The organism is Rhodoferax sp., from assembly GCF_018063565.1.
Lineage (GTDB): Bacteria > Pseudomonadota > Gammaproteobacteria > Burkholderiales > Burkholderiaceae_C > Rhodoferax.
On the sequence record NZ_JAGPBB010000055.1, the window covers coordinates 1 to 26,443 of the forward strand.

21 protein-coding genes are annotated in these 26,443 nt (G+C 59.5%); 8 read left to right on the top strand and 13 right to left on the bottom strand.

The features are described from left to right. Positions 1-544: 544 nt before the first annotated feature. The 7 genes from KBF66_RS12940 to KBF66_RS12970 all read right to left on the bottom strand — a co-directional run bounded on the left by KBF66_RS12940 (position 545) and on the right by KBF66_RS12970 (position 5,626). On the bottom strand, positions 545-931 hold the full coding sequence (locus KBF66_RS12940; protein ID WP_296657432.1) for a hypothetical protein: 387 nt from the start codon (positions 929-931) through the stop codon (positions 545-547). A gap of 2 nt (positions 932-933) precedes the next feature. Beyond that, positions 934-1,344 carry a hypothetical protein gene (locus tag KBF66_RS12945; protein WP_296657437.1) on the bottom strand — a complete coding sequence of 137 codons (411 nt, stop codon included), beginning with the start codon at positions 1,342-1,344 and terminating at the stop codon, positions 934-936. Next, on the bottom strand, positions 1,345-2,694 hold the full coding sequence (locus KBF66_RS12950; protein ID WP_296657439.1) for an AAA family ATPase: 1,350 nt from the start codon (positions 2,692-2,694) through the stop codon (positions 1,345-1,347). Continuing rightward, a complete protein-coding gene (locus KBF66_RS12955) occupies positions 2,691-3,155 on the bottom strand; it encodes a CHC2 zinc finger domain-containing protein (protein WP_296657443.1) in 465 nt (154 codons plus the stop codon). Before KBF66_RS12955 ends, KBF66_RS12950 begins: the two co-directional genes overlap by 4 nt. Positions 3,156-3,165: 10 nt before the next feature. Next, positions 3,166-3,384: a helix-turn-helix domain-containing protein gene (locus KBF66_RS12960; protein ID WP_296657447.1), complete on the bottom strand. Its 219-nt coding sequence runs from the start codon at positions 3,382-3,384 to the stop codon at positions 3,166-3,168. Positions 3,385-3,506: 122 nt separating this feature from the next. Beyond that, positions 3,507-4,310, bottom strand: coding sequence for a hypothetical protein (locus tag KBF66_RS12965; protein ID WP_296657451.1), 804 nt, complete (start codon positions 4,308-4,310; stop codon positions 3,507-3,509). Between the two features lie 104 nt (positions 4,311-4,414). After that, entirely contained in the window at positions 4,415-5,626 is a 1,212-nt protein-coding gene (locus tag KBF66_RS12970; RefSeq protein ID WP_296657453.1) for a site-specific integrase, read from the bottom strand. 851 nt (positions 5,627-6,477) lie between these two features. On the opposite strand from KBF66_RS12970, the gene KBF66_RS12975 reads away from it, so the two are divergent. After that, the gene (locus KBF66_RS12975) at positions 6,478-7,599 is read left to right on the top strand and encodes a GGDEF domain-containing protein (protein WP_296657456.1); all 1,122 of its coding nucleotides are present in this window, start codon (positions 6,478-6,480) and stop codon (positions 7,597-7,599) included. Between the two features lie 37 nt (positions 7,600-7,636). Here KBF66_RS12975 and lpdA read toward each other — a convergent pair whose 3' ends face one another. From lpdA to aceE, 3 genes are all read right to left on the bottom strand, one after another. Beyond that, positions 7,637-9,508, bottom strand: a complete 1,872-nt coding sequence (gene lpdA / locus KBF66_RS12980) for a dihydrolipoyl dehydrogenase (RefSeq protein WP_296657460.1) — start codon at positions 9,506-9,508, stop codon at positions 7,637-7,639. Between the two features lie 110 nt (positions 9,509-9,618). Beyond that, positions 9,619-11,298 carry a dihydrolipoyllysine-residue acetyltransferase gene (gene aceF, locus KBF66_RS12985; RefSeq protein WP_296657464.1) on the bottom strand — a complete coding sequence of 560 codons (1,680 nt, stop codon included), beginning with the start codon at positions 11,296-11,298 and terminating at the stop codon, positions 9,619-9,621. An 18-nt stretch (positions 11,299-11,316) separates the two neighbouring features. Then, positions 11,317-14,025, bottom strand: coding sequence for a pyruvate dehydrogenase (acetyl-transferring), homodimeric type (gene aceE / locus KBF66_RS12990; protein ID WP_296657468.1), 2,709 nt, complete (start codon positions 14,023-14,025; stop codon positions 11,317-11,319). A gap of 168 nt (positions 14,026-14,193) precedes the next feature. Between aceE and KBF66_RS12995 the strand changes: the two genes are divergently transcribed. The 5 genes from KBF66_RS12995 to KBF66_RS13015 all read left to right on the top strand — a co-directional run bounded on the left by KBF66_RS12995 (position 14,194) and on the right by KBF66_RS13015 (position 21,115). Continuing rightward, positions 14,194-16,746: a PAS domain-containing sensor histidine kinase gene (locus KBF66_RS12995; protein WP_296657472.1), complete on the top strand. Its 2,553-nt coding sequence runs from the start codon at positions 14,194-14,196 to the stop codon at positions 16,744-16,746. Further along, complete coding sequence (locus tag KBF66_RS13000) at positions 16,743-17,369, top strand: response regulator (RefSeq protein ID WP_296657475.1); 627 nt, start codon at positions 16,743-16,745, stop codon at positions 17,367-17,369. The genes KBF66_RS12995 and KBF66_RS13000 overlap by 4 nt, the downstream gene beginning before the upstream one ends. An 84-nt stretch (positions 17,370-17,453) precedes the next feature. Next, positions 17,454-18,320, top strand: coding sequence for a bifunctional methylenetetrahydrofolate dehydrogenase/methenyltetrahydrofolate cyclohydrolase FolD (folD, locus tag KBF66_RS13005; RefSeq protein WP_296657477.1), 867 nt, complete (start codon positions 17,454-17,456; stop codon positions 18,318-18,320). A gap of 7 nt (positions 18,321-18,327) precedes the next feature. Continuing rightward, positions 18,328-20,394, top strand: coding sequence for a M3 family metallopeptidase (locus KBF66_RS13010; RefSeq protein WP_296657479.1), 2,067 nt, complete (start codon positions 18,328-18,330; stop codon positions 20,392-20,394). 37 nt (positions 20,395-20,431) lie between these two features. Continuing rightward, positions 20,432-21,115: a glutaredoxin family protein gene (locus KBF66_RS13015; protein ID WP_296657483.1), complete on the top strand. Its 684-nt coding sequence runs from the start codon at positions 20,432-20,434 to the stop codon at positions 21,113-21,115. 14 nt (positions 21,116-21,129) lie between these two features. Here the strand turns inward: KBF66_RS13015 and KBF66_RS13020 are convergent, their stop codons facing one another. Beyond that, on the bottom strand, positions 21,130-22,380 hold the full coding sequence (locus tag KBF66_RS13020; protein ID WP_296657488.1) for a nitronate monooxygenase: 1,251 nt from the start codon (positions 22,378-22,380) through the stop codon (positions 21,130-21,132). Positions 22,381-22,604: 224 nt separating this feature from the next. Between KBF66_RS13020 and KBF66_RS13025 the strand changes: the two genes are divergently transcribed. After that, complete coding sequence (locus KBF66_RS13025; protein ID WP_296657491.1) at positions 22,605-23,525, top strand: CoA transferase; 921 nt, start codon at positions 22,605-22,607, stop codon at positions 23,523-23,525. A 33-nt stretch (positions 23,526-23,558) separates the two neighbouring features. Here KBF66_RS13025 and ispF read toward each other — a convergent pair whose 3' ends face one another. Continuing rightward, entirely contained in the window at positions 23,559-24,062 is a 504-nt protein-coding gene (ispF, locus tag KBF66_RS13030) for a 2-C-methyl-D-erythritol 2,4-cyclodiphosphate synthase (RefSeq protein WP_296657494.1), read from the bottom strand. A 14-nt stretch (positions 24,063-24,076) separates the two neighbouring features. Continuing rightward, positions 24,077-24,802: a 2-C-methyl-D-erythritol 4-phosphate cytidylyltransferase gene (gene ispD / locus KBF66_RS13035; RefSeq protein ID WP_296657497.1), complete on the bottom strand. Its 726-nt coding sequence runs from the start codon at positions 24,800-24,802 to the stop codon at positions 24,077-24,079. Between the two features lie 110 nt (positions 24,803-24,912). On the opposite strand from ispD, the gene KBF66_RS13040 reads away from it, so the two are divergent. Beyond that, a partial coding sequence (locus KBF66_RS13040) for a CarD family transcriptional regulator (protein ID WP_365732545.1) occupies positions 24,913-26,443 on the top strand: 1,531 nt, incomplete at its 3' end.

Here is a 26,443-nt window from a genome sequence, read left to right on the forward strand (position 1 = left end):
GTTGGAGTTCTTGAAGACCCTGTAATTATGTAAAGGGCAATGACCTCGGGTGTTGCCCCTTACAAAGGGCACCCTAAAGTCCGATCGCAACAAACTGTTGATAACTGGGCACTGTGCATAAGGGCACAAAGTTCGCGCTCGTGACCGGCAGCAATGCGGTCACCCAATTTGATAAAGGGTTCAACGTCAAGTTTCGGGCGAACAAATTGAGGAACCGGCTGGCTCTTGATGGCCAGGTGCTGCCATTGGGAATCAGTGCTCATAAGCGGCCATTCACTGCGCCGATTTCCCCAAAGCAGTCATCCACCAAAAAAAGTCAGAAAGTCGGCACAGTCGGCTCCTGTGCAGCGTAAAAAGTCGTTCGCCACGGTCAGCTTTCGGGCAAGCCAATTGTGCGATTCGGTCTTATGGGTAGCGGTCGTTGTTTCAGTTGCGACCAGCTTCATACCCCGTTGCGGGTGCTCCGAGTGCATTCGTACGTTCATGGATGTCACGAGCGGATCCCATGACTCACAGGTCATAAACGCGTGTTCAACGATTGCGTTCAGGCGATTGATAAAACTGCACCCCGTTGCGCCCCGCATCCTTGGCCTGGTACATGGCCGCGTCGGCCCATTTCATCAAGTCGGGCTGGCTGGCTTCGTGGCATGGGTTTTGCGAGCCTGTTTACCAGTGGATCAAGCCCGTTGAGTTGCTGCACCACGATGTTCAAGGGCGTGGGGGCTTTGCCTTCGGGCCTGCCGACAAGGTATTGCGCCAGCCAGTTACGCGCCTGCGGATCGCCGCCCTTGGCTGCCTGCAATGCGCCTGTGACAACGCCGCGCCAGTCGTCCAGGGTTACGGCATCGAGCAACACGCCCATGTAATCGCCTTCGGTGCGCCGGTGGGTGGCGTGGCCTTGGATGTATTCGGTTTGCTTGCGCTTTGCCATGGTCAGGCCTTGGTGGGTGTGGAGTTGAAATATTGCGGACCGGGTAGCTGCGCCGCTGAATACGCCCGCCACAATGCCGCGCCGGTTCCACAGCGCAACCCGTACCGGCTGCCGCGTCCAGCGGCAATGCAAGTGGGGCAATTAAAGTGGTGTGCCAGATAGGCCGCGTCCAGCGCGTGCCAGTCGGTCGGGCTGGCTGGGTTGCTCGACGGTTCAGGTGCAGCACTGTCGGCATCGTTGGCCGACTTCACCCAGTCGATCAGCAGGGCTTTGCTATCGCGGATCAGTGCGCGCAGGTCTTCGGTCAAGTGGCTGGACGGTGCCACTGCCAGACCCCCGGCGGGTGCCAGGGAGAGGTTCAGGCCAGCACCGCGCAATTGATCGACGATGGCGCTTGCACAAGGGGCGGCCATTTAGAACACCTCCACGTCGGCAAGCACCACAGCGTCCAATGGTTTCGCCATCAGCATAGATTCCATAGATTCCCCGTTTCCGACGCCGGAATCTATGGAATCTATGGGGAAATCTATGGGCGTGGAATCTATGGCGGGGGCCAAGCTGGCGTCAATGAACGGCACATCGCCACAGCCCGGCAGTCTCCAATGGACTGCCAACTGTTTCCCGAATCCGCATTTGTGACGGATCACACCCAGCTTCTTGGTCGCCTTCCAAATGGCCTTTTTGGAAAACCCGGCATCTGCCAGCGGTTTGCTGGCAAGTGCTGAATTCGTCCAACAGTCCGCCGTCAGTTCTGAGCGCAACATTTCCACCGCATCGTTGTGGTCCTCGTTGGGCGCGTTCTCGTCCTTGCCGTCGGGGTCGGTCAGCAACTCGCGCGCCGTGCCATCGACCGCCTGCCCCCATGTGATGTAGCTCGCGTGAATGTCTGGCAGCGGCTCGGCCTGTTCAATGTGGTACTCAAACCCGCCGTTGTCAGGCCCGATATTGGACTTGCCTCGCGCCAGAATTCGGCGATCTTGCCCCTCTTCTCCCTTCACCTTGGCCGCGACCAACACCACGCGGGCCACCGCCGTGAATGCAATGGAACCGATTACCCGCGTTGCGGGGTCACCACCAGCCCCACCCTTGGACAGGTGTGTGATGCCAATGGCGGCAGCGCCCAACCGGCTGGCAAGGTCAACAATGGGTTGTAGGTCGCGCCGTACTTCTGCGTTCTTGTGGCTGTCGCCTGCCACCGCGCTGACGACCGGATCAACGACCAGCAGACTGACCCCGCCAATGGCTAGCGCCTGCCGCTCCAGCCCCTGCATATCTGTCGCGGGATTGAATGCCAGCAATTCCCCTGCAACCTGGGTGCCGCTGACAAAGAAGCAGCGCGCACGGTCCGCACCGGACGCGATCAACCGGGGCAGCAGCGTATCCGCCGGATCATCTTCGCCACTCCAGATAAGCACGTTACCGGGCTCGCACCGGCTGCCATCCGGCCAGCGTCCGCCGATGGAGACAGTTGCCGCCATCGCCATTGCAATCGTGGTTTTGCCCTGGCCGGGCGCGCCAGCCAGCAAGTGCAGCTTTCCGCGTGCCAGCCAGTAAGGCCAAAGCCAGATAACCGGCTCTGGTGTCAAGTCTGCGCCATTGGTCAGGACAACCTCACGCCGGTAGAGCGCTGGCGAAAGTTCAGCATCAAATTGGCCTATAGCCCCCGTATCTATTGCGTAAGCAGCTACTGAATTGATATCTAATGCAAGGCCTGCATCGTCATCCAGACCGGCGGCAAAGTGTTCGTAGTCTTCCGGTTTCATGCGAACGCCTCCACCAGTCGGTTGATGCGGTTTGCCGCCACCATCAGCCGCGCGCGGTCGGCTTCGGTCAGCGTCACACCGTTGGCCACATTACCGGCAGCCACAGCGGCCAGCGTGGACTCGAACGCCATCACGGACAGTGCCAGGCGCGGGCTGAGCGGTGTGGGCTTGGTTTGCACCTGGGGGCGGCCATCGTCCACCCAGCAGCCCAAGGCTTTGGCAGCGTCCACAAATTCACGGCCACCGTCCTTGATCTCATAGGCCAGCACGTCGCCGCCTTTCTCGCCGCAGCTCATGCAGACCCATGCGCCCGTGGCGACGTTGACGCGCATGGAATCCGAGCCGCCATGAAAGTTGCAGGTGGTGGTTTTCCACTTGGCAGACCGTGGGCCTTTGAGGGTCAGGCCTTGGTTTTCAAAGTAGGTAACCGGGTCGGGGAGTAGGGTGCGGTCAAACGGCATGACGATCCCCTTACGCGGTAGCGCCGGTTTCACGGGTACGCTTTTCCAACCATGCCAGAAGGTCGGAATGCCGGTATCGAACTTTGCGACCGACTTTCAGGAACGGAAGTGCATAGCGCCCGGTGGAGCGCCACACCGACAACGTACCCGGCGTTACGTCTAGAACGGCGGCAGCGGCCTTGTCATCAAGCAGTTCCTTGCTGGCTTGAACGATGGATTGAAGGGTCATGATTCGCTTTCATAGAGACCCGCTTTGCTGGATTGCGTTGCGGTATGGAAGCGAACTTTGAAGAAACCGAGGCAATCATTGGGGCAACTGCCAAACTGAATTGGCAATTGCCAAAAAACCTGTTATTTCATGCGGGTTGCCAGCGCATTGGGAATTTTCTTCAAGTGTTCTTCAATAGCGCGTTTGGAAACATTCGCACCTAATTCGTCGGTCAATCCTGAAATATATTGTGCAGATTTTCCGGTCTCTTTGATGTCGATCTTGGCTTGTTTTGCCAGTGCGGCAATGATCGTCAGCAGAGTGTTGCGCTCGGTGGTCAATAGGGGGCGACTATCGCCCGCTGCATGATTTGACCGACGCTCAAGGTGAGCTATTTTTAAGCTCTGCGAGTCAAATTTTTGTTGTAGCTGTTGATGTTGTTCCATCAGAGTTGTACCCGAAACCTCACGACTAACAGGCGTTAGCCCATATTTAATCAAGCCTCTCCGCCTGTAGATTGACAGGGCAAGGTCATAAACGTCGTCATCGAGCGATTCAGCCCATTCAATCAAATGACAGTTCCCAAGGCCATAGAGTTGCAGCAGTTCCCTAATCTCACCAATGTGTGCATAGGTTCTCCACGGGATTGGTTCGCCCGAACCCAACTCACGAGCCAAGACCTTTACTTTTAGCTCCTTAGCCGATGCGGCCCTAAGGAGGGCTTTTACGATTTTTTGTTGAAGGGGTTGCGCAGCTTTTCGCGCTTCGGCGTTGGAAACCAGCTCGTCAAAGTCTGGGTCATCCCCGCCGTTGACCAGCCACCACTCGTCTAACGCGGCTAAAAGTGCTGCATCCTCAAGATTGAAATACTGTGCACCGAACTGCGGAAGCTCCAAGTAGTCCACTTCACCGTTCGGTATGTCGTTTTCGTTGATGCTCGGAGTCATAGCGTCCCTAACGCACCTGATAGAAAACCAGCGCCGCCGGGTCAGGGTGTCCCGGTTTTCGCCATCGGGGATCAGCCGATAGCTAGGCGTGGCTTAATAATGATCTACCTCTTTGCCGTCCTTAGCCGGACGACTTCGGTTTTTTTCTTCAACCCTGCCGCCTCCATCATTGCCGCCGTCGCAGTGTTGACGGACTGGCGCACTGGATCAAGATCAAGTCGAGCATAAATTGCCGTGGCTTGATGGGTCTTGTGATTCAGACTCTTGCCGATGATTGGCAACGATGCGCCCGTGCGTGCCTGCCAACTGCCCAGCGTCCGGCGCAAGTCATGGATACGCAGGTTTTCAATGCCCGCCGCTTTGAGAAGCGTTGCCCATGCCTTTTTCGGCTCCACGATATGTTTGGTCTTGCCTTCGCCGGGGAACACGAATTCGCCGCCGTCTGCCTTGCGCGATTCCAATACGGCCACCGCCTCCGGTGATAGCGTCACAGTTTGCGGCGTGCCGTTCTTGGTCTTGGCGATGCGCCAAACACCTGCCGTCAGATCAATATCGACCCACCGCATTGCGGACACATTGGCGCGACGCGCTCCCGTCAGCAGCGCCAGCAGAAAGAAGTCACGCATGATTTCGTTGGTCGATTCCGAAAGCGCCTTAAAGAATGGCGTCAGTTCGTCCGCCTGCAAGAATCGGTCACGGCTAGGGGCTGGATTCTTCTGAATCCTTGTCGCTGGGTTCTGGCCGCTGAATCGTTCGTGGGCTAGCATGAACGTGAAAACCGCCGAAACCACAGCCACAACGCGGTCGGCTTGAGCGGCGCTTTTTTTGGTCGTTCTGGCATGAATCGCTTTGACCTCGTTACGCTCAATCGCAGACAACTTTTTGCCTTTGATTCCGTCCAGATACAGCCGCAGCAAGTCCTTGTAATCCCGCTTGGTCTTGTCACTGATTGCGGAACCATCCCGCTTGCGCTTACGTTCAAGGAAGTCATCAAACGCTTCGCCAAAGGTCAGTTCAGCTTTCACCGCTCGCTTCACAGCCGCCGGGTTTTCTCCCTTGGCGAACTCCCCGAGTACCTTGCCTGCTTCATTGCGGGCTTGCTCGCATGTCATGTCAGGGAAAGTGCCAAGCTTGACCCAAACCATGGCACCCCCCAATCGCTTGACCACGTAGAAGGCGCGCACTCCGGTGTGCGTCATGCGCATTGCCAACTTTGGTGTTTCGGTGTCATAGATCACCTGGCGCTTACCCGCAGCGGGGGCAACCAGACCGGCCAGCAGGGTCTTGGTGAGCTTTTGATGATTCGCAGTAGCCACGGTGTCCACCTTTCCATTTTTGGGCTAGCACCGGGCTAGCACCGGGCTAGCAAACAGGGGATGATTTGGTAAAACATCGTGCTAGCCCGTTAAGGCTATTATGCCGTTTTCATTGGGACAATAGGGGTTTATTAAGGTGCATTAATTAGTGGGTCTATGTATCCCTGCTAATTCGTAATGAGAAGGTCGGGTGTTCGATTCATCTCTCCGGCACCAATACAACAAAGGAAAGCCCACTACGTAAAACATAGTGGGCTTTTTCAATTTCGCGCTCTTACAGACTGTTTATAGACTGCGGTCAGGGTTTCGTACCGATTTCAGCGCCAGCAAGGTGACGCACGCACTCCGCTTGCAGAGGACAACTGGTCACAATCCTGAGAAAGCAGTGCCGCGGATTCAGAGCCTGCAGAAATTGCGACCAACCATGTCGTGACTTGTGGTGGGCTCCGGTCACCGCGTCGAGCTGTGACGCATTGCACACAACATTTCTGACATGCTCGTTTTTAGGTTCCCGATCATGCTGCCTTGTGCAGGCTCTGCCATCGCGACAGCTTGATGGTGAAATCTCATGAGAAATGTCGCCTTTGGATCTGCCGCGCACGCAACCTGCCACGCAGCGCAGCTCAATCGATGCTTCTATCAGTCACCCTTGATGCTCTGATCGGCCTCAAATTGCGATCTCGATTGCGCCGCCATTTTCCAGTCTGACTCGGTTTGCACCCCGTCATCAGTCCGGGTATTGCCACCGTCATCCCAACAAGGTGGCCCGCGTGCCAGGGTCAGTTTGACAAACCCATGCCATACTTGGCCGAAGGCGGATGAATTACCCTTCCTGTTTCAGTATCTACCTTATGGCACCCGCATGGTTTTCCCAGATCTATGAGTTCGGCACGCAGGGTGTGCCTGAAGGTGAGCGCTATCGGCTGCGGGTGGGCAACCTGCTGGCCGCAATGGGCGTGGCGATCAGCCTGGGCTACTGCTTCTTCTACCTCCTTGTGCTGGACTCGGTGTCAGCCTTTGTCGTGAACCTGGTCTGCACGTTGGGCTATTTCAGCTATTTCGCTATCGTGCGGGCAGGCCACCCCAAGCTGGCGCGCCTGGCAGTGAGCCTCGTGTTCCTGATTCAAATCCTGCTCCTCGTATTGCTGTTCCTGTCGCGCCACAGCGGTGTGCAACTGTACTTCATCATTACGGCGCCAATCGCCTTCATCCTGTTTGAAGCGCGAGACCGCACGCTGCGGTTGGCGCTGGCAGCCATCTCGCTCGTCTTCTACTTCATTGCCGAGCTGGTGCCTTCGCTGGCCCTGGTGGGGGAACTGGAGCCATCGCTGTACCGCGCCATCGTGCTGGCAAACATTGCGGTGGTGTCGCTCGTGATCCTGCTGATTCAGGCCGCGTTCCTCGATGAGATCGACCGGCGTGAGTTGGCCTTGCAACACCTTGCCCGTACCGACCAGCTGACGGGCCTGCTCAATCGACGCGCCATGCTCGAATGGAGCGAAGCGCAGGTGTCGCAATCGGCACGGCATGCACAACCTCTCACAGTGTTGATGATCGACATCGACCACTTCAAGCCCATCAACGATGAGCATGGCCACGTCGCGGGCGACCGGACACTGGTCGAAGTCGCGAACGCCATGCGCCAAATCATGCGGCTTGGGGATCAGCTCGGCCGCTTCGGTGGCGAAGAGTTTGTGGCCTTGCTGCCGCAGACAGACAGCGTGGCAGCGAGATCCGTTGCTGAAAAACTGCGCGAGCGGATTGCAGCCCTGAGCGTGATGCTCCCAGCCGGCGTTGCCATTCGGTGCACCGTGAGCTTGGGCCTGGCCAGCCTGCGCCCGGGCGAATCCACCATCGACCCGGTGCTTTCGCGTGCCGATATGGCGATGTACCAAGCCAAAGCGCAGGGGCGCAACCGCTGCATCCTGTACGACGATCGAGTGGGTCCGGAGGGCACAAAGCCTGAACCGTGATCAGTTCGGGCTTGATCAGGGTTTCGTGGAGGCTGGTTTACTTCCGCGCAGGCGGCACATCCGTGCAACTGCCGTGTGCCACCTCAGCCGCCATGCCGATGCTTTCACCCAACGTCGGGTGCGGGTGAATGGTCTTGCCGATGTCGATGGCGTCCGCACCCATTTCAATGGCCAACGCCACCTCGCCAATCATGTCGCCCGCGTGGGTGCCGACCATGCCGCCGCCCAAGATCTTGCCATGACCATGGGCTTCGGATGAGTCATCAAACAGCAGCTTGGTGACGCCTTCGTCGCGGCCATTGGCAATGGCGCGGCCTGAGGCCGTCCAGGGGAACAGGCCCTTCTTGACCTTGATGCCTTGTGCTTTGGCCTGGTCTTCCGTCAGGCCCACCCAGGCCACTTCAGGGTCAGTGTAGGCCACGCTTGGGATCACTCGGGCGTTGAAGGCGGCGCTGGCCAGCTCTTTGTTGCCCTGCAATTCGCCGGCAATCACTTCAGCGGCCACATGCGCCTCGTGCACCGCCTTGTGCGCCAGCATCGGTTGGCCGACGATGTCGCCGATGGCAAAGATATGGGGCACATTGGTTCGCATCTGGATGTCGACGTTGATAAAACCTCGGTCTGTGACCGCCACGCCGGCCTTTTCTGCAGCAATCTTTTTGCCGTTCGGGCTGCGACCCACCGCTTGTAATACCAGGTCGTAGATTTGTGGCTCAGGAACCTTGACGCCCTCCTCGGCTGGCGCAAAGGTGACTTTTATCCCTTCCGAGGTTGCTTCGCCTGCGACGGTTTTTGTCTTCAACATGATGTTGTCAAAGCGCTTGGCGTTCATCTTCTGCCAGATCTTGACCAGGTCGCGGTCGGCACCCTGCATCAGGCCGTCGAGCATCTCCACCACGTCCAGGCGGGCGCCCAGCGTGCTGTAGACGGTGCCCATCTCCAGGCCAATGATGCCGCCGCCGAGAATCAGCATGCGTTTGGGCACTTCTTTCAGTGCCAGGGCACCGGTGCTGTCCACCACGCGTGGGTCATTGGGCATGAAGGGCAGGCGCACGGCCTGACTGCCTGCGGCAATGATGCACTTTTTGAACGCGACGGTTTTTTTGCCACCGGTCTTGTCCTGCCCTGCACCGCTGGTTTCTTCCACCGCCACATGGTTGGGGCCAACGAATGCGCCATAGCCGCGCAAGGTGGTCACCTTGCGCATTTTGGCCATGGCCGCCAGGCCGCCGGTGAGCTTGCCGATGACTTTCTCTTTGTGGCCGCGCAGTTTGTCGATGTTGACGACTGGTGCGCCAAAGTCAACGCCCAGGTCGCCCAGGTGGCTGACTTCGTCCATCACAGCGGCCACATGTAACAGCGCCTTAGACGGAATGCAGCCTACGTTCAGACACACACCACCCAACTGCGCGTAACGTTCGACGATGACCACTTTCAGTCCCAGGTCAGCCGCACGGAAGGCGGCAGAGTAACCACCCGGGCCACCTCCGAGCACCAGCAGGTCGCAGTCCAGATCGGCCGTGCCGGTAAAGCTGGCCGCCTCGGGTGCCGGGCTGGAGGCCACATTTGCTACCGTTACTGAAGCTGCCTGCGCTTGATGGGATTGCGCTGGCGACCTATTTTCTTCTGAAGCAGGCAATGCCGCAGCGGCAGGCGGCGCGACGCCGCCCTCTGTCGCCTCCAGCAGCAACAGCACGGACCCCTCAGACACCTTGTCGCCGAGCTTGACCTTGAGCTCTTTCACCACGCCGCCGTGGCTGCTGGGGATTTCCATCGAGGCTTTGTCACTCTCGACCGTGATCAGGCTTTGCTCGGGCTTGATGCTGTCGCCGGGCTTGACCAGCAACTCGATGACGGTGACTTCGGCGAAGTCGCCAATGTCGGGGACTTTGATGTCGATAAGTGCCATTTGTCTCTTTCCAATTCAGATTGAATGTGTTGGGGTCAGAGCACATTCGCTGCGCGAAGTGGTCTGACCCCAAAGTCTCATTTGCTGCGCAAAGTGGTCTGACCCCAAGATCACAGTAGAACCCTGCGGAAATCACCCAGGATTTGACCCAGATAGACGTTAAAGCGGGCGGCGGCCGCGCCGTCGATCACCCGGTGGTCCCAGGTCAGGCTCAACGGCAGCATCAGACGCGGCTGGAAGACCTTGCCGTCCCACACCGGCTCGATCGTGGAGCGGCACACACCCAGAATCGCCACCTCCGGCGCGTTGATGATGGGCGTGAAATAGCGCCCGCCAATGCCACCCAGGCTGCTGATGGTAAAGGTGGCACCGGTCATTTCGGTCGGGCTGAGCTTGCCGTCGCGTGCCTTTTTGGCCAGTTCGCTCATTTCGGTGCTGATCTGGAAGATGCCTTTTTTGTCGGCATCCTTGATCACCGGCACCATCAGCCCGTTGGGTGTGTCGGCAGCAAAGCCGATGTGGTAGTACTGCTTGTAGACCAAGGCATCACCGTCAAGCGAGCTATTGAAGTCGGGAAACTTCTTGAGTGCCGCCACACACGCTTTGATCAGGAATGCCAGCATGGTGACCTTGACGCCACTCTTCTCGTTCTCTTTGTTGGTCGCAACACGAAACGCTTCCAGGTCGGTGATGTCGGCATCGTCATGGTTGGTGACGGCAGGAATCATGATGGCGTTGCGCAACAGGTTGGCGCCGCTGATCTTCTTGATGCGGCTGAGTTCCTTGCGCTCGATCGGGCCAAACTTGGCAAAGTCGACCTTGGGCCACGGGATCAGGCCAAGCGCAGCGCCGTCGCTCGACGCTGGTGCCGCCGGTTTGGCTGCCTGCTGCACGGCGGCAATGGCTGCAGTCTGAACCGCACCCCCCATCACCGAACGGGTAAACGCTTGCACGTCGGCTTCACTGATACGGCCTTTGGGTCCTGAGCCTTTGACCTCGGACAACGGCACACCCAGCTGGCGTGCGAACTTGCGCACCGATGGTGACGCATGGGGCAAGCCCAGCACCGTGCCACCTGGCTGGTGGGCCGGTGCCGAAACCATCGGTTTCGCTATTTCTGTGATAGCTACATTGGATGGACTGATCAGCGCTGGAGCCTCAATTGGTAACAAATCGCCAGTGACCGAGGACGCGCCGACGAGCCGCGCCAACAGATCGCCCTGATTGACCTTATCACCCAGCTTGACCAGCAAGGATCCAATCACTCCGGCTGCACTGGCGGGGATCTCCATCGACGCCTTGTCAGACTCAACGGTGATCAGGCTTTGCTCGGCCTTGACCGCGTCGCCCACCTTGACCATGACCTCGATCACCACCACATCCTTGAAGTCGCCAATATCTGGCACCCGCAATTCCACCGGCCCTGCCGAAGCCACTTCAAGAACAGCAGCCGCTTGCGCCTGACGCGCTTGGGCTGGCACCTGATCTGGCGCGGGACTGCCGCTTGCAACAGGCACCGCACTCGCGGCGGGCTCAAGCGCAGCCGCCTCACCCGCCACCTCAAGCAGCAGCACCAGCGAGCCCTGGCTGACTTTGTCACCCAGCGCGACCTTGAGCTCTTTCACCACACCGGCATGGCTCGACGGGATTTCCATCGACGCCTTGTCCGACTCAACGGTCAGCAGTGACTGCTCGGTCCGCACGGTATCACCCGGCTTGACCAGCACTTCGATCACCGCCACATCGCTGAAATCGCCAATATCGGGAACTTTGATTTCGATTAATGACATCTGGGTTCTCCTTGGGGCTCAGGCGTACAGCGGGTTGATCTTGTCGGTGGCGATGCCATACTTGGCAATGGCTTCTGCCACCTTGGCCATGGGCAATGCGCCGTCTTCCGCCAGCGCCTTGAGTGCCGCCACCACGATGTAATGGCGATTCACTTCAAAATGCTCGCGCAGTTTGCTGCGGAAGTCGCTACGCCCGAAGCCGTCGGTACCCAGAACCTTGTAGCTTCGGCCTGCAGGAATAAAGGGGCGAATCTGCTCGGCGTAGGCCTTGATGTAATCGGTGGATGCCACCACCGGGCCACCGGCACTTGCGAGTTGCTGCGCCACAAACGATACCTGGGGGGTATCCAGCGGATGCAGCAGGTTGTACCGTTCACACGCCTGGCCGTCACGCGCCAGTTCGTTGAAACTCGGGCAGCTCCAGACGTCGGCTTGGACCCCCCAGTCCACTGCCAGCAGCTTTTGCGCGACAAAGCTCTCGCGCAGGATGGTGCCCGAGCCCAGTAGTTGCACGCGCGGCGCCACCACGCCTTCAGCGCCCGGCTTGCACAGGTACATGCCCTTGATGATCTGCTCTTCGGTGCCTGGCGTCAGGCCCGGCATGGCATAGTTTTCGTTGAGCAGTGTCAGGTAGTAGAAGACGTTGTCCTGCTTTTCCACCATGCGCTTCAAGCCATGGTGAAGGATCACGCCGACTTCGTGCGCAAAAGTCGGGTCGTAGCTGATGCAGTTGGGGATGGTGCCTGCCAGGATATGGCTGTGGCCGTCTTCGTGCTGCAGGCCTTCGCCATTGAGCGTGGTGCGCCCGCTCGTGCCACCCAGCAAGAAGCCGCGCGCCTGCATGTCACCCGCCGCCCAGGCCAGATCGCCAATGCGCTGAAAGCCAAACATCGAGTAGTACACGTAAAACGGCACCATGATGCGATTGCTGGTGGAGTAGCTGGTGGCCGCGGCAATCCAGCTGGCCATGCCACCCGCTTCGTTGATGCCCTCCTGCAAGATTTGGCCCTTGACGTCTTCCTTGTAATACATCACCTGGTCTTTGTCGACCGGGGTGTATTGCTGGCCGGCAGGGTTGTAAATGCCCACCTGCCGGAACAGCCCTTCCATGCCAAAGGTGCGTGCCTCGTCCACCAGCACCGGCACCACGCGTGGCCCCAGCGCCTGGTCGCGCAGCAATTGCGTCAAGAAGCGCACATAGGCTTGGGTGGTGCTGATTTCGCGGCCCTCAGCGGTGGGTTCCATCACACTTTTGAAGATATCCAGCGATGGCACGGTGAACTGCTCATCGGCCCGGGTACGCCGATGCGGCAAATAGCCGCCAAGCGCCTTGCGCCGCTCGTGCAGGTAGCGCATTTCGGGAGTATCGTCGGCCGGCTTGTAAAACGGGATGTCCTTGATCTGGCTGTCGGGCACCGGGATGTTGAAGCGATCACGAAACGCCTTGATGTCGTCGTCGGTGAGCTTTTTGGTCTGATGCACATTGTTCTTGCCCTCACCGGCCTTGCCCATGCCAAAGCCTTTCACCGTCTTGATCAGCAACACACTGGGCTGGCCGGTATGTTTGACGGCAGCGGCGTAGGCGGCATAGACCTTTTGCGGGTCGTGGCCGCCACGGCGCAGTTGCCAGATGTCGTCGTCGCTCATTTTCTCAACCATCTTGGCGGTCGCGGGCGCGCGGCCAAAGAAGTGCTTGCGTACATAGGCCCCGTCGTTGCTCTTGAAGGTTTGGTAATCGCCGTCGAGCGTGTCCATCATCACCTTGCGCAGCGCGCCGTCCTTGTCGCGCGCCAGCAGCGGATCCCACTCACTACCCCAAATCAGTTTGATCACGTTCCAGCCGGCACCGCGGAAAGTGCCTTCGAGTTCCTGGATGATCTTGCCGTTACCCCGTACCGGGCCGTCCAGCCGCTGCAGGTTGCAGTTGATGACAAATACCAGGTTGTCGAGCTTCTCACGTGCAGCCAGACCGATGGCACCCAGGGACTCCACTTCGTCCATCTCGCCGTCACCGCAGAACACCCAGACCTTGCGATTGGCAGTGTTGGCGATGCCGCGTGCATGCAGGTACTTCAGAAAGCGCGCCTGGTAGATCGCCATCAGCGGCCCCAGCCCCATCGAGACCGTGGGGAACTGCCAGAACTCGGGCATCAGCTTGGGGTGCGGATAGCTTGACAGACCCTTGCCGCCGGTCTCCTGGCGGAAGTGCAACAACTGCTCTTCGGTCAGGCGCCCTTCCAGATAGGCCCTTGCATAGACGCCGGGGGCGACGTGGCCCTGGATATAGATGCAGTCGCCACCATGGTCTTGCGACTCGGCGTGCCAGAAATGGTTAAACCCGGCACCGAACATGTGCGCCAGCGAGGCAAACGAGCCGATGTGCCCGCCCAGGTCCCCGCCGTCTTCGGGGTGATGGCGGTTGGCCTTGACCACCATCGCCATGGCGTTCCAGCGCATGTAGGCGCGCAGGCGCTCTTCAATTTCGATGTTGCCGGGGCAGCGCTCTTCCTGGTCTGGCTCGATGGTGTTGACATAACCGGTGTTGGCCGAGAACGGCATGTCGATGCTGCTCTGGCGCGCATGTTCCAACAGCTGCTCAAGCAAGAAATGGGCGCGTTCCGGCCCTTCTGCTTCGATGACGGCGCTTAGTGCGTCCATCCATTCGCGAGTTTCCTCGCGGTCGGCGTCCTGCGCCAGGGGGCTGATGGTGTTTTGCGAGTTGGGCATGTTTGTCTCCTGTTCAGGTGTCGAATGATCGTATGTCAAATGGCGTTTTTGATCTCGATCATGATTCTAAAACCATTTGGCGTCAAATTTCAAATAGTGTTATTGTAATTCACAATATGAAATTTAACGTCGGTTTCCTGACACACGAAAACTCCTACACTCGGCCCTATGACTGAGTTGACCGTTACGGAACACCCCGCGTCTGCCAAGCCAACGCCGCTGCTGCGGCTGCGACGCTGGTGGTCACGACAGTCGCCGCAGCGTCAAGACCGCTTTGCCATGCTGGCACCACTGGCTGCGGTGCTGCTGTTCCTGCTGGTCATCATGGTGGTATTTGCCTATCTGCGCTTCGAGGAAATTGCGCGTGAGCGTGAGGCCATCAATCGCGACATCGAATACACCCAGCAGCGCTTGCGCCTGCGCCTGCTGGAGCAACAAGAGCAGCTCATGCGTTTTGCGCGTGAGATCTCCAGTCGTGAGGTGAGCCGCGCAGTATTTTTGGCGCGGGCCGAGGCATTTGCCAGCATTTTCCCGGAGCTGCAGGGGCTGACCTGGATTGACGACAAAAAGCTGGTGCGCGTCAGTTTCAACACAGCCAGCCGTTCAGACAGATACCAAAAGAGCAGTGGCTCCATCATCTCCGCGCCCGACACGGTTGACAACTTTCAGACCGTGCGCGACCTGCTGCTGCCGATCTATTCGACGCCCCACGCCGTTCCCAATATGGCTGCGGTGCTGCAGTTGCATTTGCCCTTGATCGACAAGGCGCAATTCAAGGGTGACCTGATGGCCGAGTACTCCATCGACGCGCTGTACCGCTACGGCGTTCCGTTTGAGATCACCTCCAAGTACGCCGTATCCTTTCATGACGCACTGGGTCGGCCACTGGCCGGTACCAGCGTCACCGAAGGCAGCCTGAAGCGTCGCTTCCTGCCCTGGGCCAACCCGATCAATGCCTATGAGATACCGGTCTCCCCGGTCGGCAACGGCCTGACCATCCGCGGCCAGGTGTACCGCACCTCATTGGGACTGATTGGCAGCGGGCTGTTCTGGCTGGTGATGTTGCTCAGTGGTGCAACGGCCTGGTTGCTGCTGGCCAACTGGCGCCATACGCGCCGGCGCATTCAGGCCCAGGACGCGCTGGTGCAAGAGACGGCGTTTCGCCGCGCCATGGAAAACTCGATGTTGACCGGCATGCGCGCGCTCGATATGCAAGGCCGTATCACCTATGTCAATTCTGCGTTTTGCGGCATGACCGGCTGGGAAGAATCCGAGCTGATTGGTCGATCAGCACCGTTCCCGTACTGGCCAGAAGAAGATTTCGAGGTGATGAAAACCCGCCTGTCGGAAGAATTGTCGGGTCGCGTGCAGGCCAGTGGCATCCAGCTGCGCGTGAAACGCAAGGACGGCAGCATCATCGAGGCCCGTTTGTATGTGTCACCCCTCATCGACGCGTTTGGGCAGCAGACCGGCTGGATGACCTCAATGACCGACATCACCGAACCCAATCGGGTACGTGAGCAGCTGGCAGCATCGCATGAGCGCTTCACCACGGTTCTGGAAGCGCTCGATGCCTCGATCTCGGTGGCGCCGCTGGGCAATGACGAACTGTTGTTTGCCAACAAGCTGTACCGCTTGTGGTTTGGCACCCACGCCCAAGGGCACCAGCAGCTGGTGGCAGAAGCCGGTGTACCGACTCCCGTCAACAGCGATGAAACCCAGGACATGGTGGACATGTTTGTCGGCCTGCCGACCAACCACCTGCACGACAAAGAAGCCGAGAGTGCCGAGGTCTACCTGGGCAGTCTGGGCCGCTGGCTGGAGGTGCGCACACGTTACCTGAGCTGGGTCGACGGACGGCTGGCGCAAATGGTGATTGCCACCGACATCACCGCCAGGCGCATGGCGGAGGAGCAAAGCGAGGTGCAGGCCGAACGCGCCCAGGCGTCAAGCCGCCTGATCACCATGGGTGAAATGGCGTCCAGCGTGGCGCACGAGCTTAATCAACCACTCACGGCCATCAACAACTATTGCAACGGCATGGTGTCACGCATCAAAGGCAGCCAGATCAGCCAGGAAGAGCTGCTGGGCGCACTGGAGAAAACGGCACGACAGGCACACCGCGCCGGTCAGATCATCCAGCGCATCCGCTCGTTTGTGAAACGCAGCGAGCCCAACCGCACCAATGCCAGCATCAGCAACATGGTGGCAGAGGCGGTTGAACTGGCCGAAATCGAGCTGCGCCGCCGCAATGTCAAGCTGGTGCAATACGTGGCACCGGGCATGCCCAATCTGCTGGTGGACCCGATCCTGATCGAACAGGTGCTGCTCAATCTGCTGAAGAATGCCGCAGAGTCGGTCGATTCGGCACAGCGCCCAACGCCGCAGCGCCTGGTCAAGCTGCGCGTGGCACCCGGGCAGGTAGAAGGCAAGGTGGTGGTGGAATTCAAGGTGATTGACTCGGGGGCCGGTATTGCGCCTGAAGTCATGGCGCGTCTCTATGAAGCGTTTTACTCCACCAAGGCCGAAGGCATGGGCATCGGCCTGTCGCTTTGCCGCTCCATCGTCGAGTCCCACATGGGAAGAATGAAAGCGGAGAACCTCTACAATGGAGAAGTGATCGTTGGCTGCTGCTTCACCTTCTGGATTCCCATGGCAGACCCAATGGCCACACCGAGCTTGAAACGTTCTGAACCCCAAGGATTGCAGGTTTCGCCATGAGTTTGATTCCGAAAAAAGGCACGGTGTATGTGGTCGATGATGACGAAGCGGTCCGTGATTCTTTGCAATGGCTGCTCGAAGGCAAAGACTACCGGGTCCGCTGCTTTGACTCTGCCGAGTCGTTTCTGAGCCGCTACGACCCGCGCGAGGTGGCGTGTCTGATTGTCGACATCCGCATGTCGGGCATGACCGGACTTGAATTGCAAAATCGCCTGCTCGAGAGCCACTCTCCGTTGCCACTGGCTTTCATCACCGGCCATGGTGATGTGCCGATGGCGGTCGACACCATGAAGAAAGGCGCGATGGATTTCATCCAGAAGCCATTCAACGAGGAACAGCTGGTGCCGCTGGTGGAGCGCATGCTCGACCAGGCCAAAGATTCATTCGCCGAGTACCAGAGTGCCATCAACCGAGACGCACTGATGGCGCGCCTGACACTGCGCGAGTCGCAGGTGCTGGAGCGTATCGTGGCAGGCCGTTTGAACAAACAGATCGCCGACGACCTGGGCATCAGCATCAAGACCGTTGAGGCGCACCGGGCCAACATCATGGAGAAGCTGAGCGCCAATACGGTGGCAGATCTGCTGAAAATTGCCCTCGGCCCGAACGCCGTCAAACCCTGATGACCGCCCGATAATTTATTGACTTCATAGCAAACACTGCCCGCACCTATTGGGCTAGCGGGCTTTTTTATTGATAAATCCCACATGAGCACAAACTCCACCCCTGCACAGATCATCGATGGCGTCGCGCTGTCCCAACAATTGCGCGCCGATGTGGCCCGACGCACTGCCGCACTCAAAAGCCGCGGCGTGACACCCGGTCTGGCCGTGATCCTGGTGGGTGACAACCCGGCGTCGCAGGTGTACGTGCGCAACAAGGTCAAGGCCTGCCAGGAAGGCGGCCTGCATTCGGTCCTGGAAAAATACGAGGCCGACATGACCGAGGCGGCATTGCTGGCGCGCATTGACGCGCTCAACCATGACCCCGCCATTCACGGCATTCTGGTGCAGTTGCCGGTACCGGCGCACATCAATTCTGCCAAGGTGATTGAGGCCATCGCACCCGCCAAAGACGTGGACGGTTTCCACGTGGCCAGTGCCGGTGCCCTGATGACCGGCATGCCCGGCTTCTGGCCCTGCACGCCCTACGGCTGCATGAAAATGCTCGAATCCATCAGCTACGATTTGCGCGGCAAACACGCGGTGGTGATCGGCCGCTCCAACATCGTCGGCAAGCCGATGGCGCTGATGCTGCTGCAAAAACACGCCACCGTCACCATCTGCCACAGCGCCACCCGGGACCTGAAAGCCATGACCCTGCAGGCCGATGTGATTGTGGCCGCAGTGGGCAAACGCAATGTGCTGAGCGCCGACATGGTGAAACCTGGTGCCGTGGTGCTGGATGTGGGCATGAACCGCAACGACGCCGGAAAACTGTGCGGCGATGTCGATTTTGAAGGTGTGCGCCAAGTGGCTGGCTACATTAGCCCGGTGCCCGGCGGGGTTGGTCCGATGACCATTACCATGCTGCTGGTCAACACTCTTGAAGCGGCCGAGCGTGCGGCTGCGTGAACCTGCCATGAACAATCCTCTGCTTTCCTTGGATGATCTGCCACGGTTTGACCAGATCGAGGCTGCGCAGGTGGAGCCGGCGCTGGACCACCTGCTGCAACTGGCCGAGACTGCGCTCAAAGAGGTCACGGCAACCGCATTCCCGCCGAGCTGGCTCGCCATATCGGCGGTGCTGGATGTCGCCACCGAGCGACTCGGGCGGGCCTGGGGCAGTGTCAACCACCTCAATGCCGTGGCAGACACCCCTGAACTGCGCGCCGCCTATAACGCGGTCTTGCCCAAGGTCACCGAGTTTTTTACCCGCCTCGGTGCCGATGAGCGCCTGTATGCCAAGTACAAATTGATCCCTGCTGACAGCCTGAACCCGGAGCAGGCACAGGCGCATCGCCTTGCACTGCGCAACTTTGTGCTGGGTGGCGCAGATTTGCAAGGTGCGCCACGCCAGCGTTTTGCCGAAATTCAGGAACGCCAGGCGGCGCTGAGCCAGAAGTTCAGTGAGAACGCGCTCGACGCCACCGACGCCTTTGCTTATTACGCACAGCCAGACGAAATGGCCGGTGTACCGGACGATGTATTGCAGGCGGCACGTGCTGCGGCGCAGGCGCTGGGTCAGGATGGCTACAAACTCACACTCAAGTTACCCTGCTACCTGCCGCTGATGCAGTTCGCACACAGCAGTGCATTGCGTGAAAAACTCTACCGCGCCTACGTCACCCGCGCCTCTGACCAGGCCGATGAAGCCACACGCAGATTCGACAACTCAGCGCTGATGCATGAGATTCTTGGCCTGCGCCAGGAAGAAGCTGCGCTGCTGGGTTACGCCAATTTTGCCAGCCTGTCACTCGTTCCCAAGATGGCGACGTCGCCCCAACAGGTGGTCAGCTTTCTGCGCGATCTGGCGGCGCGGGCGCGGCCCTTTGCCGAAAAGGACGTGGCAGACCTGCGTGCCTTTGCCGCAGAACACTTGGATCTGCCCGCGCCCCAGGCCTGGGACTGGCCATACATCGGCGAGAAACTCAAGGAGGCACGTTATGCCTTTAACGAGCAGGAGGTGAAACAGTACTTCCCGCTGCCCACGGTGCTGGCGGGTTTGTTCAGGATTGTGGAAACCCTTTTTGAAGTGTGTATCCGCGAGGACCAGGCGCCCGTCTGGCACGACACCGTGCGTTTTTTCCGGATCGAGCGGACTGCCCCGCTGGCTGGTAACCGTGAGCCGACACTGTTGGGTCAGTTCTATCTGGACCCCGGCGCACGTGATGGCAAGCGCGGTGGTGCGTGGATGGACGATGTGCGTGCGCGCTGGTTGCGCCCGGATACCCAGACGTTGCAGACACCCGTCGCCCATCTGGTCTGCAACTTTGCCGATGGTGTGGATGGCAAGCCGGCGCTCCTGACCCATGACGATGTCACGACGCTGTTTCACGAGTTTGGCCATGGGCTGCAGCATCTGCTAACCCAGGTCGACGAGCGGGACGTGTCTGGCATCAGTGGCGTCGAATGGGACGCCGTCGAACTGCCCAGCCAGTTCATGGAGAACTTCTGCTGGGAATGGGACGTGCTGAAAAACATGACCGCCCACGTCGACACCGGTGCCGCCTTGCCACGTGCACTGTTCGACAAGATGCTGGCCGCCAAGAATTACCAGAGTGGCATGCAGACCCTGCGCCAGATCGAGTTTGCGCTGTTTGACATGTTGCTGCACCTTGACCACCCGCCACAGGCCGACATTCAGCCCCTGCTGCAACAGGTACGCAGCGAGGTTGCGGTGTTGCATCCGCCGCCTTGGGCGCGCAGCGCGCACACCTTCAGTCACATCTTTGCCGGCGGCTACGCGGCCGGCTATTACAGTTACAAGTGGGCCGAGGTGCTGAGCGCTGATGCCTACGCGGCTTTTGAGGAAACCAGTGGCAGCGATGGCTTGCCGAATGTGCAAACCGGGCGTAAATTCCGCCAGACGGTGCTGGAAACTGGTGGTAGTCGCCCGGCCATGGCATCGTTCCAGGCATTTCGTGGGCGTGAGCCGAACCTGGATGCCCTGCTGCGACATCAGGGCATGACGTCATCAGTCCCTTAGGTCAAGTTGTCACCCAAGTACCCACAGGAGTGAAGCAATGCAACAGTTGAACGGCGCACAGACTCACCCGATCCGTGTTGGCGGCCGTGATCGACCAGGCCTGAGATGGTGTACGGTGTTGCTGGCCCTGCTGCCACTGCTGAGCACGGCGCAAACGGTCTACCGCAGTGTCGACGCCAATGGCAAGGTGACGTTCTCCGACAAACCCCCCGCCAATGCCGCCAAACTCAACGTTGACGGCGGGACGTCGCCTTCGGCCCCAGCCAATCCGGCCTTGCCGTTTGAATTGCGCCAGGTGGTTGCACGTTACCCGGTCACACTCTATACCGGCAAAGATTGTGAGCCCTGTGACAATGGGCGCAACCTGCTGCGCCGCCGTGGTGTGCCGTTCACTGAGAAAACAGTCAGTTCGTCGGCCGATGCGGCGTCCTTGCAACGACTGAGTGGCAGCTCATCCCTGCCATTCTTGACGCTGGGCAGTCAACAGATCCGCGGCTTTGCTGAAACCGAGTGGACACAGTACCTTGGCGCGGCAGGTTACCCGGAACAAAACAAACTCCCCGCCAACTATCACAACCCTGCACCCACCGCCTTGGTGGCCGAACAGGCGGTTGCCGTTCCGAGTGCGTCCAACTCCCGCGCCAGCCAGCCCAGAACCACCGCCCGTCCGGCGACACCGCCACCACCGGGCACTGGCAACCCGGCCGGCATCAAGTTCTGAACAGGCAAGCCGGGCTAATCCACTGCCGGCAGGGCGATCTGCTGGTCGACGCTGAACTGGTAGTCCTTGAAGATGTGTTCAGCACTCAGCAGTTGGTAACTGCCGTCAGCATGGCGCCGCGTCGTGTCCTTGAGGCGGTAGGTGTAATGGCCACAGGTCCACAACTTGAAATTGCGCATCTGCGTGCACAGGCAGGTTTTGTCTTTGACCGAAATATTCTTGCCATCCGGGTGCAGGGCGAGTTCGCGGTTATAGGCAGTGATATAGGCACAATTGCCCGAACCATCGAGCAGGTAACCATAGGACTCGCAATTGGGACGGATGCCGTCACCAATGGCCGGTGAACCCCGCAGCATGCGCATCGGGTAACCGGTGGGCGAGATGGTATTGACCTCGATGTCGGCCTCGCTGGCGCGAAAATAGTCCTGCTTGACCACGTCAGGCAAACCACATTCTTCAGACACCGTAAAGCGGGTCGCCACCTGCACTGCGGCAGATCCGGTTTCCAGAAAAGACACCGCATCACTGCCGGTAAAGATGCCACCCGCCGCGATCACCGGGATATCAAGTTGCTCGTCTTTGACGTACCGGATCACCTCGGCCATGATGGTGGCCAGGTCGAACTGCGCCCAGTCCAGTCCAAAACCCAGGTGCCCCCCCGCCAGTGGCCCCTCCACCACCACAAAATCAGGCAGACGGTTGAGTCTGGCGTTCTTGCGCAAAAAAAGCTGCAAGGCCCGCACGCTGGAGACAATGATCCCCAGTTTGGCATCGCGAAAACGTGGATGATCGGCAATCAGGCCAAACGAGCCCAAATGCAACCCGGCACTGAGGGTGATGCCGTCAATGCCCGCGTCCAGTGCCGACGCCATGCGTACCTGCAGCGTCTCGCGCGGGCCGTTCATGGTCAGCTTTTCCATGCAATTGACAAAAATCAGGCCGTCACCTTTTTTGGCCTCCATCGTGGCACCGACGTGACGGCGGGTCGCTTCGGCCAGAATATGCAGATCAAACTTGACCTCTGACTTGTCGGAATTGAGGATGTTGTGTTTGTAGAGTTTGGTTTTGTCTTTGACAAAGCTGGTGTCGAAACGGCGGTCGGAGACGTCGTTGACCATGGCATCCGAGATGTGCCCGATGCCACCCAGTCGGGCGGCCTCCAGCGCCAGCTCAGCGGTCGAGATATCAACGCCCATGCCGCCAACCATGATCGGCACATACTCTTTTTTGCCGAACATCAGGCGAAAGTCGTCCACACGTTTCATGAAATTCCTTGAGCCATTTGACTCCTTCGACGTGGTCCGCAAGCCCCGAATTTTCAGGCGAAGAAGCAAAAAAACGACAAGACAGAATGATCTTGCCGGGGCCGGATTCTAACTGCCGACACCTTCTGTTCCGTGACAAGCCCAATACCCATGACGCGCCTGATTGAATCGCCCAGGTGCCACAGCAAGCTGGTCTAATTGGGTCTTCGCCCAGTGAAATGACCATGAGCAGCACGCGCCAACGCCAGCCAATACCCAAGCCCCTGAAGGATGTTCGCATCTTCAGTCTGTGCCTCAATTTGCCCGGTCCCGCCGCGCTGCAGCGTTGCAGGGCGATGGGTGCCACCTGCATCAAACTTGAGCCCCCAGCGCCAGCACAGCCCGCGCCGGGCAATGGCATTACCGGCGACCCGATGAGCTCCTACAGCGCGACCGGCTACCGGGCCATGCACCAGGGCATTCGGGTGCTGCAGGCCAACCTCAAATTGGCCAGTGGACAGCGGGCAATGCAGCGCCAACTGTCGAAAGCGGACATCCTGCTGACTTCGTTTCGACCCAGTGCCCTGACCAAGCTGGGGCTGGAATGGCCCGCACTGCACCAGCGGTACCCCAAACTGTCGATGGTGGCAATTTTTGGCGGCCGGGGTGCGCTGGCGGAGGAACCGGGCCACGACCTGACCTATGTCGCGCAGGCCGGGCTGGTCAAGGGTCTGGATTTGCCCGCCACTTTGTACGCTGACATGGCGGGCTCACTGCTGGCCACCGAAGCCATTTTGCAGGCGGTGCTGTTGCAGCGGCAGACCGGCGTGGGTCGTCGCCACGACATTGCGCTTGCCGATGCCGCAGCACACCTGGCGCTGCCCCGAAGCTGGGGCAGCATGGACGCAGACAGTTTGCTGGGTGGCAGTCACGCCGGTTACCACATTTACCCCTGCCGGGACGGTCGGGTCGCGCTGGCAGCACTCGAGCCGCATTTCGCCCGGACGCTGTGCGGCGTGGCCGGCATTGAATGGACCGGTTTCGAAGTGATGCGCACCGCCGACACCCGGCTACAGTTGGCCCGGTTCATCGCCGCGCTGAACCGTCAGCAGCTCGAAGCCCTGTCGGCCCAACACGATATTCCCCTGTGCACCATGCCGTCCTGAGCCGTCATCCTCGTCGCTATAAAGCGTCGCGCTTTATGCGCCAAAGTCCGGTTTCACCTGGTTTTTAGTCAACAAGACAACGGCCCTCGCCTCGATTGCCTGGCCGGCACCCACCGGCCCCATTTTTTCGGCAGTTTTTGCCTTGATGTTGATCTGATCGACTTGCACGCCCAACGTGTGGGCGATATGCGCCCGCATGGCGGCCACAAACGGCATCAACTTGGGTGCCTGGGCGATGATGGTGCTGTCGAGATTGCCGATCTGATAGCCGAGTGCCCTCACCTGCCGGGCCACCTCAGCCAGCAAGACGCTGGAATCGGCGCCTTTAAAACGTGCGTCTGTGTCCGGAAAGTGCGTACCGATATCCCCCAGCGCCGCCGCACCCAGCAGCGCATCGGTGATGGCGTGCAGCAGAGCGTCGGCGTCCGAATGGCCCAATAGCCCCAGGTGAAACGGCAACTCCACTCCGCCCAGCACCAGCTTTCGCCCGGCCACCAGTGCGTGAATGTCCCAGCCTTCGCCAACTTTGATTTGCATGGATCGCTCTTTGATCAACTTTGTCGGCTTTGCAGCACCGCCTGCGCCAACTCAAAGTCCTGCGGGTAAGTGACCTTGAAGTTTTGCGCGCTGCCGTGCACCAGTTTGGGGCTCAAGCCCATCGCCTCGATGGCGCTGGACTCGTCTGTGACTGCGTCACCGGCGAGTTCGAGTGCTTCGAGCAAACTGCCAATACGAAACATCTGTGGCGTTTGCGCCAGCCATTTATCGGCCCGCGGCAAGGTGGCGCTCACCCGCTCGCCCACGGCGGCCTTGAGGGTGTCGGGCAAGGGCAGCGCCAACAAGCCGCCGACTTCGTCGTCCAGACAGGCGTCGAGCAACTGGTTGATCTGCTCCGGGGTGATGAGGCAGCGCGCCGCATCATGCACCAACACCCAGTCATGCGCGACCGCACCTTCTGCCAGCAGCGCATTTAAACCATTAAATACGCTTGCAGCCCTTGTAGAACCGCCACAAGCAGCTATGATAAAAGAGGCATTGATGGCCTGTGGTGTTTGAAAAAAGCTGTCATCGGGCGACACCACCACCAAAGCCTGATCAATGCGTTCCACGCAAGCGAAAGCTGCCAGGGTATGCAACACCATGGGAATCCCGACGATCGGCTGGTATTGTTTGGGGCCAGCCACACCCGCGCGCGAACCGGTGCCCGCGCACGGGATCAGCGCCCAGCAACGGGGAACACTGACGGGTGTGAGGCTGATGTCGGTCAATTCGGTCATGGTTTGGCCAGCATTCTAGAATCCTGCACACGACACCCTGGCAGGCCTTGCGCAGGGTTTTGGTGTTTTTGCCTCGCTCACCTGGGTCTGCTGGCCCGCTCTCGCCCCCTATGGATCTACCCAAACTCACCCTCGGCAAACGCTACACCCTGCCCCGCCCTGTTGGCTCGGCCGATGCGTTGTTACTGGCACAACTGGCGCTGCGCGACAAGAATCTGGGTAAAGTCACCGCCATCGTCACCGCGGATGCTCCCGATGCGCAGCGGCTGATCGACGAGATGGCGTTTTTTGCGCCGGATTTGCGCTGTGTGCTGTTCCCCGACTGGGAGACCCTGCCCTACGACACGTTTTCGCCGCACCAGGACCTGATCAGCGAGCGCCTGGCAACGTTGTGGCGCATCAGCCAGCATGACCGCGACACCGGCGCCGACGTGGTGCTGGTACCCGCCACCACCGCGCTGTACCGGCTGGCACCGCCGAGTTTTCTGGCGGGCACCACCTTTCATTTCAAGGTGAAACAGCGGCTCAACGAGGCCAAGCTCAAAGCCCAACTCACCTTGGCCGGCTACAGCCATGTGACCCAGGTGGTCAGCCCCGGCGAATACGCCGTGCGCGGCGGGCTGATTGACCTTTTCCCGATGGGCTCACCCGTGCCCTACCGGGTGGATCTGTTTGACGACGAGATCGACAGCATCCGCACTTTTGACCCCGACAGCCAGCGCAGCCTGTACCCGGTGCCTGAAGTGCGGCTGCTGCCCGGGCGCGAGTTTCCGATGAATGACGAGGCGCGAGCGCGTTTTCGCCACCGCTGGCGTGAGCTGCTCGAAGGTGACCCCACCCGCAGCCGCATCTACAAAGACATGGGCAACGGTGTGGCCACGGCGGGTATTGAGTATTACCTGCCGCTGTTTTTTGAAGGCACAGCCACGGTGTTTGACTACCTGGGCGAGACCGCCACCGTGGTGTTACACGGCGATCTGGAGCCGGCTTTTGCCCACTTCTGGCAGGACACGCGCGAGCGCCATCGGCTGCTGCAAGGCGACCCGGAGCGCCCGGTGTTGCCGCCTGATGCGCTGTTTTTAAGTGCCGAGCAGTTTTATGCACGGGTCAATCAGCACGCCCAACTGGCGCTACGGCCAGCACCGACCCAAATGGAGGTCTTTGCTGAGTTTGCAGCATTGCCAGCGCTGACCGTGGTACGCGGTGCCGAAGACCCGCTGGTCAGCCTCAAGCAGCACATCCGCAACACCCAGCAGCGCGTGTTGGTACTGGCCGAGAGCGACGGGCGGCGTGCCAGCTTGCTCGACTTTTTGCACAGCAGCGCGTTTGACCCACCCAGCTTCGATTCGCTGGCCGAGTTTTTGGCCAGCAAGGAGCCCATTGGCATTGCCACCAGCAGCCTGGCCACTGGTTTTAGCTGGCTGGAATCGGGCGTTGACTTTGTCACTGAAACCGAGCTGTTTGCCGCCAGCCCGACCACCCGTCGTCGCAAAAAGCAGGAGCAGGTCAGCGATGTTGAGGCGCTGATCAAGGACCTGAGTGAGCTTAAAGTGGGTGACCCGGTGGTGCACAGCGCCCATGGCATTGGCCGTTATCGCGGGCTGATCAACCTCGACCTGGGTAACAAGCTGCCCAATGGCG